The 9,053-nt window shown below is 70.9% G+C and carries 12 protein-coding genes and 1 pseudogene; 8 read left to right on the top strand and 5 right to left on the bottom strand.

The window, feature by feature from the left end; translation table 11 throughout:
* Nucleotides 1–128 (bottom strand): annotated as a pseudogene (locus ABZ281_RS24435) (iron-sulfur protein); the annotation flags it as partial.
* Between the two features lie 198 nt (nt 129–326).
* Between ABZ281_RS24435 and ABZ281_RS24430 the strand changes: the two are divergent.
* Nucleotides 327–1,082 carry a HipA family kinase gene (locus ABZ281_RS24430; RefSeq protein ID WP_356658665.1) on the top strand — a complete coding sequence of 252 codons (756 nt, stop codon included), beginning with the start codon at nt 327–329 and terminating at the stop codon, nt 1,080–1,082.
* Nucleotides 1,079–1,492, top strand: coding sequence for a DUF3037 domain-containing protein (locus ABZ281_RS24425; protein WP_356658663.1), 414 nt, complete (start codon nt 1,079–1,081; stop codon nt 1,490–1,492). The genes ABZ281_RS24430 and ABZ281_RS24425 overlap by 4 nt, the downstream gene beginning before the upstream one ends.
* A gap of 50 nt (nt 1,493–1,542) precedes the next feature.
* Here the strand turns inward: ABZ281_RS24425 and ABZ281_RS24420 are convergent, their stop codons facing one another.
* Complete coding sequence (locus ABZ281_RS24420; RefSeq protein WP_356658661.1) at nt 1,543–2,001, bottom strand: excalibur calcium-binding protein; 459 nt, start codon at nt 1,999–2,001, stop codon at nt 1,543–1,545.
* A 231-nt stretch (nt 2,002–2,232) separates the two neighbouring features.
* Between ABZ281_RS24420 and fabG the strand changes: the two genes are divergently transcribed.
* The 5 genes from fabG (at nt 2,233) to ABZ281_RS24395 (ending at nt 6,951) form a co-directional block, all read left to right on the top strand.
* Nucleotides 2,233–2,994, top strand: a complete 762-nt coding sequence (gene fabG / locus ABZ281_RS24415; RefSeq protein ID WP_356658659.1) for a 3-oxoacyl-ACP reductase FabG — start codon at nt 2,233–2,235, stop codon at nt 2,992–2,994.
* 13 nt (nt 2,995–3,007) lie between these two features.
* Nucleotides 3,008–3,766: an SDR family oxidoreductase gene (locus ABZ281_RS24410; protein ID WP_356658657.1), complete on the top strand. Its 759-nt coding sequence runs from the start codon at nt 3,008–3,010 to the stop codon at nt 3,764–3,766.
* A 199-nt stretch (nt 3,767–3,965) separates the two neighbouring features.
* A complete protein-coding gene (locus ABZ281_RS24405) occupies nt 3,966–5,552 on the top strand; it encodes an ABC transporter substrate-binding protein (protein WP_356658655.1) in 1,587 nt (528 codons plus the stop codon).
* 92 nt (nt 5,553–5,644) lie between these two features.
* A complete protein-coding gene (gene ung, locus ABZ281_RS24400; protein ID WP_356658653.1) occupies nt 5,645–6,328 on the top strand; it encodes a uracil-DNA glycosylase in 684 nt (227 codons plus the stop codon).
* A 122-nt stretch (nt 6,329–6,450) separates the two neighbouring features.
* Nucleotides 6,451–6,951, top strand: coding sequence for a hypothetical protein (locus ABZ281_RS24395; RefSeq protein ID WP_356658651.1), 501 nt, complete (start codon nt 6,451–6,453; stop codon nt 6,949–6,951).
* A gap of 14 nt (nt 6,952–6,965) precedes the next feature.
* On the opposite strand, the gene ABZ281_RS24390 is transcribed toward ABZ281_RS24395, so the two are convergent.
* The 3 genes from ABZ281_RS24390 to ABZ281_RS24380 form a co-directional block, all read right to left on the bottom strand.
* Nucleotides 6,966–7,487: a hypothetical protein gene (locus ABZ281_RS24390; RefSeq protein ID WP_356658649.1), complete on the bottom strand. Its 522-nt coding sequence runs from the start codon at nt 7,485–7,487 to the stop codon at nt 6,966–6,968.
* Between the two features lie 112 nt (nt 7,488–7,599).
* On the bottom strand, nt 7,600–8,112 hold the full coding sequence (locus ABZ281_RS24385) for a DinB family protein (RefSeq protein WP_356658647.1): 513 nt from the start codon (nt 8,110–8,112) through the stop codon (nt 7,600–7,602).
* A 43-nt stretch (nt 8,113–8,155) separates the two neighbouring features.
* Nucleotides 8,156–8,746, bottom strand: coding sequence for a TetR/AcrR family transcriptional regulator (locus ABZ281_RS24380; RefSeq protein WP_356658645.1), 591 nt, complete (start codon nt 8,744–8,746; stop codon nt 8,156–8,158).
* Nucleotides 8,747–8,852: 106 nt separating this feature from the next.
* Between ABZ281_RS24380 and ABZ281_RS24375 the strand changes: the two genes are divergently transcribed.
* Nucleotides 8,853–9,053, top strand: a 201-nt coding sequence (locus ABZ281_RS24375) for an FAD-dependent oxidoreductase (protein ID WP_356658643.1), incomplete at its 3' end; no start/stop codon positions are given.

The raw sequence follows: 9,053 nt of genomic DNA, 5'->3' as shown, positions 1-9,053 counted from the left end.
GACGGGTCGGACGCCTTGTCCTCCGAACCGCACGCCGTCAGCGCCACGGTGAGCCCCGCCGCGCCGACCGCCGCCACGACGGTGCGTCGGCTCGGTCCCGACATCGGCTGAACTGATTCGCTGGTCATGCTGACGTTCCTTCCGGGGATTCGTGATCTGCGGAGAGGTACGGCCCTTGCGGACCGGCTGTTCAGACCATGTCGAAATCCTGACCCGATCCCGGAAGGACACGGGTAAAGCGGAGCTGTCGGTTCGCTGTCGGGTTCCGGTCCGCCCCGCCGCGAGGCCGTCACCGAGGCCGCCGCGTGCGTCAGTAACCTGGGGCGATGCTCAAGGAAGTGATCGCGACCCGTTTCATCGCGCCGCTGCGCGAGGGCGGTTCGCTGCCCGGCCTGGTCGAGGCCGACGACCTCGGCACCTACGTCCTGAAGTTCACCGGTGCGGGACAGGGCCGCAAGACACTCGTCGCCGAGGTGGTCTGCGGGGAACTCGCCCGTCGGCTGGGGCTGCGGATGCCGCGCCTGGTCACCGTCGAACTCGACGCGGAGCTGGGCCTGGGTGAACCTGACGAGCAGGTGCAGAGCCTGCTCAGGTCCAGCGGCGGCACCAACCTCGGCATGGATTTCCTCTCGGGCGCGCTCGGCTTCGACCCGCTCGCGTTCCCGGTGAGCCCCGAGGAGGCCGGACGGGTCGTCTGGTTCGACGCTCTGGTCAACAACGTCGACCGGTCCTGGCGCAACCCCAACCTGCTGAGGTGGCGGGGCGAGCTGTGGCTCGTCGACCACGGCGCGACGATGATCTGGCACCACAACTGGCCCGGCGTCCAGGACTCCGCCGCCCGCCCCTACGACGCCTCCGACCACGCGCTGGCGTCCTTCGCGCCCGATGTCGCCGCCGCCGCGGTCGAGTTGGCCCCCCTCGTCACCGGGGAACTCCTCGCCGACGTCACCGCGCAGATCCCGGACGCCTGGCTCATGGACGAACCCGGCTTCGCCACTCCGGACGACCTCAGGCAGGCGTACGCGCGCCCGTTGCTGGCACGGGCCGCCGACATCCACGACCGCATCCAGGGGCTGAAGTGAACGACCGGCACATCATCAAGGGCGGGCCCCGGGACCGTCACGTCTACGAGTACGCCGTCCTGCGCGTCGTGCCGCGCGTCGAACGCGGCGAGTGCATCAACGCCGGCGTCCTCGTCTACTGCCGCGCCGCGTCCTACGTCGGTGCCCGCACCCACCTCGACGAGACCCGTCTGCTGGCCCTCGACCCTCTCGCCGACGTGGCCGGGGTCCGGGCCGCCCTGCGGGCGGCGGAGGGGCTGTGCACGGGCGGCCCGACGGCGGGCCAGGCGGCAGCCGACGACCCGGGCCGGCGCTTCCGCTGGCTCGTCGCCCCCCGCTCCACGATCGTCCAGCCCGGCCCGGTGCACACCGGCCTGACCACGGACCCGGCGGCGGAGACCGGACGGTTGCTGGACCTGCTGGTGAGGTGACCTGCCGGTGGGGTGACCTGCCAGGGGAGTGACGGCCCCCCGCTCGGCCGTCAACGCCGACGGCGCTTCACCACGCAACCGGCGGCGACGACGGCACCCGCCGCGAAGGCCAGACCGATGGCGAGGTCCCAGTCGCTCGGCCCCGAGGCCACCGCGCCCCCGAGCCCGCCTCGCACACCCTGGCCCGGAGCACTGGTGGGAGTGGCGGTGACGGGCACGGAGGGACTGACGGACGGGCTGACGGAAGGACCGGCGGAGGTGCTGGGCGACGTCGTGGGGTTGATGATCCCGCGGCGGGCCAGCGCCTCACACGCGATGCCGTCGTCGGGGCCCTGATCCTCGTCGAGCCTGTTGGGATCACTCGGATCGGCGTCGAAGACGGCCTGCGCCTCCTCCTGAAAGGAGAAGTCGCGGCAGTCCAGGTCCTGCCGGGCGTAGGCGGGGTCGGCCAGCGGCACGATCGCGGCGATCGCGAACAGTGTGCCGATGGCACCGGTGCGACGGCGCATGGAGCGCCTCCCTTCCGGTCACGGGTGGCTCGCGCTCCGACGCTAGGCGCCGGGAGATGCGGCGGCGCGTGGCCGTAGGCCGATCGGGTGTCCCTGAGGGCCCTGCCGGGCAGAGTGGGGCCGGGGTGATGGATCACATGCCGCGCTGGGCCGTTGACACCGCGTGCCAGGGCTTCTAGCGTCACACCCACTGAAGGTACTAAGCGGTCGCTCACCTGAGGAGTAGCAGTCATGTCCACCACTGAGCAGCGGGTTGCCGTCGTGACCGGTGCCGCGCGCGGCATCGGTGCCGCCACCGCCGTACGACTGGCCGCCGAGGGCCGCGCGGTCGCCGTGCTCGACCTCGACGAGGCGGCCTGCAAGGACACCGTCGAGAAGATCACCGCCGCGGGCGGCAAGGCCATCGCGGTCGGGTGCGACGTCTCGGACGAGGCGCAGGTCGAGGCGGCCGTCGCGCGGATCGCCGAGGAGCTCGGCGCGCCGACGATCCTGGTCAACAACGCGGGCGTGCTGCGCGACAACCTGCTGTTCAAGATGAGCGTCTCCGACTGGGACACCGTCATGAACGTGCACCTGCGCGGCGCCTTCCTGATGTCCAAGGCCTGCCAGAAGCACATGGTGGACGCGGGCTTCGGCCGGATCGTCAACCTGTCGTCGTCGTCCGCGCTCGGCAACCGCGGCCAGGTGAACTACTCGGCCGCCAAGGCGGGCCTGCAGGGCTTCACCAAGACCCTCGCCAAGGAGCTCGGCAAGTTCGGCGTCACCGCCAACTCCGTCGCCCCCGGCTTCATCGCGACCGAGATGACCAAGGCCACCGCCGACCGCGTCGGCATGGGCTTCGAGGACTTCAAGGCCGCCGCCGCCATCCAGATCCCGGTGGCCCGGGTCGGTGAGCCGGAGGACATCGCCAACGCCATCGCCTTCTTCACCGGCGAGGCGGCCGGATTCGTCTCCGGCCAGGTGCTGTACGTGGCCGGCGGACCGCTCGACTAGAGGACGAACAGACATGACTTCCGTGGAACTCTCCGGCAAGGTCGCCCTCGTCACGGGCGCCAGCCGCGGCATCGGCTACGGCGTGGCCGAGGCCCTCATCGCGCGCGGCGACCGCGTGTGCATCACCGGCCGCAACGAGGACGCCCTCAAGGAGGCCGTCGAGCAGCTCGGCGCCGACCGCGCGGTCTACGTGGCGGGCAAGGCGCACGACGAGGCCCACCAGGCCGTCGCCGTCGAGCGCACCATGGAGGCCTTCGGCCGCGTCGACTACCTGGTCAACAACGCGGGCACCAACCCCGTGTTCGGGCCGATCGCCGACCTCGACCTGAACGTCGCCCGCAAGGTCTTCGAGACCAACGTCGTCTCGGCGCTCGGCTTCGCCCAGCGGACCTGGCACGCCTGGCAGAAGGACAACGGCGGCGCGATCGTCAACATCGCCTCCGTCGCGGGCCTCTCGCCCTCGCCGTTCATCGGCGCGTACGGCGTCAGCAAGGCCGCGATGATCAATCTGACCGTGCAGCTCGCGCACGAGTTCGCGCCCAGGGTGCGGGTCAACGCGATCGCCCCGGCGGTGGTGAAGACCAAGTTCGCCCAGGCCCTGTACGAGGGCCGGGAGGAGGAGGCCGCGGCGGCCTACCCGCTGGGGCGGCTCGGCGTGCCTGCCGACATCGGGGGCGCTGCCGCGTTCCTGACCTCCGAGCAGTCCGAATGGGTCACCGGCCAGACGCTCGTGGTGGACGGCGGAATCTTCCTCAACGCCGGAACCGGCTGACGAGGACCGCGCACTCGGATCGGCACGGGCGCCCGTTGACACGAACGGCGCCCGTGTCGGCGTAAAAGCACCGCAAAGCACGATGACAACGTCGTCAAAGGTTTATCGATCAAGGGGTCAGGTACCGGGGAGGGTCAGCGGGCGCGGCACTGCGGTATGGTCTGCCGACCCTTGGTATGGCAGATCGAGGAGCGTGCGCGTGTTCAAGCGGAACCGGTGCCTGTGGCAGGTGGCGGCCATCGCGTCCATATCGTCCCTGCTCGCCGGATGCGGCGTGCTGTCGTCCGGCGCCTCGGAGGACGAAGGGCCGATCGTCGTGGGCACCACCAGCTCGCCCAGCACACTCGACCCCGCCGCGTCGTGGGACAGCTCCTGGGAGCTGTTCCGCAACGTCTACCAGACACTGCTGAGCTATCCGACGGGCGCGAGCACGCCCCAGCCGGACGCCGCCGAGAAGTGCGGCTTCAGCGACTCATCGAACCAGGTCTACCGCTGTGAGCTGCGCGAGGGCCTGAAGTTCTCCAACGGCGAGGCGCTCGACGCCCAGGCCGTGAAGTACTCGTTCGACCGGATCCGCAAGATCAACGTCAACGGTGGCCCCGCCGGTCTGCTGGGCAGCCTGGAGCGGGTCCAGGCGCCCAACGACCGTGAGGTGATCTTCCACCTCAACAAGCCGGACGCCACCTTCCCGTTCGTGCTGGCCACCCCCGCGATGTCGATCGTGTCCCCGAAGGCCTACCCGCGGAACAGCCTGCGCAAGGGCGGTGACGTGGTCGGGTCCGGGCCGTACACCCTCGACTCGTACTCCGAGGGCAAGGAAGCCGTCCTCGTCCGCAACGGCTCCTACAAGGGCTACGCGGAGCGCCGCAACAATGCGGTGACCGTCCGCTACTTCCAGGACTCCGCCACCATGGTGAAGGCCCTGCGGGACGAGAAGATCGACGTGACCTACCGCGGTCTGGCCGCGGGCGACGTCGTCGAGCTCCAGAGCAAGTCCTCCAACACCGAGGAGATCCAGCTCGTCGAGGGCACCGGCACCGACATCAACTACCTGGTGTTCAACCCGAAGGACTCCTGGGCGAACAAGAAGGCCGTGCGCCAGGCCGTCGCGCAGGTCGTCGACCGGGCGGCGATCGCCCACAAGGTCTACAAGGACACCGTCGACCCGCTGTACTCCATGGTCCCCAAGGGCCTCACCGGCCACACCACGGGCTTCTTCGACGACTACGGCAACCCCGATGTCGCCAAGGCCCGCAAGATCCTCACCGAGGCGGGCATCAACCAGCGCGTCCCGCTCACCTTCTGGTACACGAGCGACCGCTACGGCTCCGAGACCGCCGGGGAGTTCAAGGAGTTGAAGCGCCAGCTCGAGGCTTCCGGCCTGTTCTCGATCAGCCTGAAGAGCCGCCCCTGGAAGACCTACGTCGAGGGCTACCAGAAGGGCGAGTACCCGGTGTTCGGTCGTGGCTGGTTCCCCGACTTCCCGGACGCCGAGAACTTCATCGCGCCGTTCGTCGGCGACCAGAACGCCCTCGGCACGCCCTACCCGGCCCCCGAGATCACCGGCGATCTGCTGCCCCGCTCGCGCCGGGAGAGCGACCGCGCGAACGTGGTGAAGGAGTTCGAGGAGGCCCAGCAGATCCTCGTGGAGGACGCGCGGCTGCTGCCGCTGTGGCAGGGCCGGCAGTACGTGGCGGCGAGCCGGGACATCTCGGGCGCCGAGCGGGCCCTGGACCCGTCGACGATCATGATGTTGTGGGAGCTGCACCGCAAGACGGCCTGGTAGACGGGCCGGCTCCGGGCTTTCCCGGGCACGTTGTCAGTGGTCGCCGGTAGGTTCTGTGGCTGGAAGTGACCGCACATCGTGAGGACGTTGACGTGACCGACATCGCCATGCTGCCCGAGTCCTGGCGAGGGGTTCTGGGCGACGAGCTGGAGCAGCCCTGGTTCAAGGAGCTGACGGAGTTCGTCGAGGAGGAGCGGGCGAAGGGTCCCGTCTATCCGCCGCGCGAGGAGGTCTTCGCGGCGCTGGGCGCCACACCGTACGACCGGGTCAAGGTCCTGATCCTCGGCCAGGACCCCTACCACGGCGAAGGGCAGGGGCACGGGTTGTGCTTCTCGGTCCGGCCGGGTGTGCGGGTCCCGCCGTCCCTGCGCAACATCTACAAGGAGATGCACCAGGAACTGGGCACGCCGATCCCGGACAACGGCTATCTGATGCCGTGGGCCGAGCAGGGCGTCCTGCTGCTCAACGCGGTGCTCACGGTCCGCGCGGGCGAGGCCAACTCGCACAAGGGCCGCGGCTGGGAGAAGTTCACCGACGCCGTCATCCGGGCCGTGGCCGAGCGCCCCGATCCGGCGGTCTTCGTGCTGTGGGGCAACTACGCGCAGAAGAAGCTGCCCCTGATCGACGAGTCCCGGCACGTCGTGGTCAAGGGCGCGCATCCCTCGCCCCTGTCGGCGAAGAAGTTCTTCGGCTCGCGCCCCTTCACGCAGATCGACGAGGCGGTGGCGGCGCAGGGGCACACGCCGATCGACTGGACGATCCCGAACCTGGGCTGAGGCCTGTCGGCGGTACGGCCGTGCCGTGACGGGCCCGGTGCCGTCCGGAGCCGCCTGAGCCGGATCGCCCCCGCCTGCGGTTAGCGTCGGCAGCAACAGTCGGCGAGTGCGCGGAGGACGTCGTGGCGGAGCGGCAGGAGCAGACGGCGCCGGATGCCGTGCTGACGCGGATCGGGCAGGTCGTCATGCTGCACCACGCCGGGGACCGGGAGGAGGCACGGCACCGGCTCCTCGGCCTGTGGGCGGAGCTGGGCGAGCACGGCGACCCGCTGCAGCGCTGCACCCTCGCCCACTACCTGGCCGACACCCAGGACGACCCGGCGGACGAACTGGCCTGGGACCTGCGCGCGTTGACGGCTGCCGAGGAGGCCAGGCAGGAGGCCCTCGCGGTGACTGCGGTGGTCGCGCTCGCCCCCTCCTTGCACCTGAACCTGGCCGACGACTACATCAGGCTCGATCGCCGCGACGCCGCCCGCACGCACCTGCGGTGGGCCCGGGAAGCCGCCCACGCCCTCGCCGACGACAGCTACGGCGAGGGCGTGTGGGCGGCCATCGGACGGCTGGAGTCCCGGCTGGGCGAGGACGGCCCGGGGACGTGGACGCCGCCGCGGCAGCGGCCCTGAGGCGGTGCGGCGGGTCAACGCCCGTAGGTGTCGCGGCAGATCGTCACCTCCGGGCTGTCCGCCCGCCACTCCCCGTAGCGTTTGCCCAGCGCACACACGTCCGAGCTGTCCCGGACGCGCCTGCGGACGTCCTGTCGTACCGACTCCGACATGTCCGGAGCGCGGAGGTGCGACCGCTGGGGGCCGTGGGGGGCGGGCTCGGGGTGTTTCGGACGGGCGGGGCGCGGGCGGGCGTCGTGGTGACCGGGCTGTGACGTGCTGTGTTCCGGAGAGACCGCCGCGGGCGTCGGGGCCGGGCGGGACGCCGACGCGGCCGGCTTCGGACGGTGGGACGCCTCTTCGATGAGTTGCAGGGCTTCTCGGGCCGGGGCCTGCGCGATCTGTGTCTCCGCCTCGCCCTCCGGCTGAGGCGCCGACGGCCGGGACGGGGCCGTCGAGGGCGCCGGCGCGGAGGGATGCGGGACCGTCGTACAGCCGGAGAGGGCCGAGACCGCCACGGTCACCAGGAGCGTCGCTGTGGTCGTCGTTCGATGCACCCGCGCAACTCTGGTGCGTCCAACCCGCGGTGGGGCGACGGACAGGCGGAGGATGCCCCACACGGGTGATCTCGCTCCCCGTACGGAGGGCACCGGTGTGACAGGGGTGACGTCAGTCGCCGGTTGCGCCGTCGATACGCTCGCGGAGCAGGTCGGCATGGCCGTTGTGCCGCGCATACTCCTCGATCATGTGGGTGTAGAGCCACCGCAGGTTGAACCGCTCGCCGGTACGACGGTGCTTGCCCTCGGTGATGTCGTCCAGGCCGAAGCGGGCCGTGTTGCGCCGGGCGGTCTCGATCTCGGACTGCCAGGTGGCGTACGCCTCCTCCCACGTGTCTGACTCGGAGAGATGGAACTCGCCGTCCGGATCCTCCTCGGTGTAGTAGATCGGGCCGGCGTCCTCGGCCACGAGCACCTTGCGGAACCAGCCCCGCTCGACCTCCGCCATGTGCCGCACCAGTCCCATCAGGCTCAGCTCGGACGGCTCCACCGCGGCGGTGCGGAGCTGGGCGTCAGTCAGACCCTCGCACTTCCAGGCGAGGGTCTGGCGGTGGTAGTCCAGCCAGCCCTCCAGCATCGTGCGCTCGTCGGCGGTGGTGGCGGGCTCTCGGCGTTCGTTCGTCATGGACGCATCCTTTCCGAGTCGCCTTCGCCGCACCACGCGATTTTCAGTGCCCGAGCATTCCTTCCAGCAGTTCCCGCAGCCCGGCCCGGACCTCCTCCAGGCTCGGCGTGTCCGCGCCGAACGACCCCGCCACGCAGCTGAACATCAGGCCGTCCGCCCAGGCGATCAGCGACAGGGTGTGCCGGGCCGGGTCCGTCGAGCCCATGCCGGTGACCAGGGCGCTCAGCTGGTCCCGGAAGCGCGCGCCCGTGGCGTCGAAGAAGGCCCGCAGCTCGGGGCGGCGCGTCGCCTCCAGGGCCAGTTCGTAACGGGCGAGGGTGAGCGCGCGGTTGTCCGTCAGGGCCCGGTGGGCCGCCAGGGCCAGCGCGTCCGCCAGGGAGCCGGTCCCGGCCGCGGGGTCCGGCATCTGGTGCAGGGCCAGCACCCGCGCCTCACGGTCGGCCAGCCGCCGCACCGCCAGCTCCAGCAGCGCCTGCCGCGTCCGGGCGAGGTTCGACGTGGAGCCCTGGGGGAGTGCCGCCGCCTCGTCGACCGCCCGGTGCGTGAGGCCGCGCATCCCGCGCTCGGCGAGCAGGGCGAGGGCGGTGTCGGCGACGAGGTCGGCGCGGGAGGGGCCGGAGGTGGGTAGGGACATGGGGCTCACGCTACCCGTCTGACTACATGTGTAGTAACGTCGACGGTGTCACTACATCTGTAGTGACGGTGTCACTGCAGATGTTAGTTGTTTTCGAGGAGGAGCCATGGCACAGCCCGGGCACGCCGTCGTGATCGGCGGCGGTATCGGAGGCCTGACCGCCGCGGTCGCCCTGCACCGGCGCGGCCTGCGGGTCACCGTGCTGGAGCGGGCCCGCTCGCTGGAGCCGGTCGGCGCGGCGATCTCCCTCGCACCCAACTCCCTGCGCGCGCTGGACGTCATCGGCCTCGGCGACGAGATCCGCGAC

Origin of the sequence: Streptomyces sp. NPDC006265 (genome assembly GCF_040613555.1) — a bacterium.
Taxonomy (GTDB): domain Bacteria; phylum Actinomycetota; class Actinomycetes; order Streptomycetales; family Streptomycetaceae; genus Streptomyces.
This window is presented reverse-complemented; position numbering and strand designations above follow the sequence as displayed.

Excerpts from the sequence above, each read along its gene's own strand:
- ABZ281_RS24430 (WP_356658665.1), top strand. The coding sequence starts at position 327 with ATGCTCAAGGAAGTGATCGCGACCCGTTTCATCGCGCCGCTGCGCGAG.
- ABZ281_RS24420 (WP_356658661.1), bottom strand. The coding sequence starts at position 2,001 with ATGCGCCGTCGCACCGGTGCCATCGGCACACTGTTCGCGATCGCCGCG.
- fabG (WP_356658659.1), top strand. The coding sequence starts at position 2,233 with ATGTCCACCACTGAGCAGCGGGTTGCCGTCGTGACCGGTGCCGCGCGC.
- ABZ281_RS24410 (WP_356658657.1), top strand. The coding sequence starts at position 3,008 with ATGACTTCCGTGGAACTCTCCGGCAAGGTCGCCCTCGTCACGGGCGCC.
- ABZ281_RS24385 (WP_356658647.1), bottom strand. The coding sequence starts at position 8,112 with ATGACGAACGAACGCCGAGAGCCCGCCACCACCGCCGACGAGCGCACG.
- ABZ281_RS24380 (WP_356658645.1), bottom strand. The coding sequence starts at position 8,746 with ATGTCCCTACCCACCTCCGGCCCCTCCCGCGCCGACCTCGTCGCCGAC.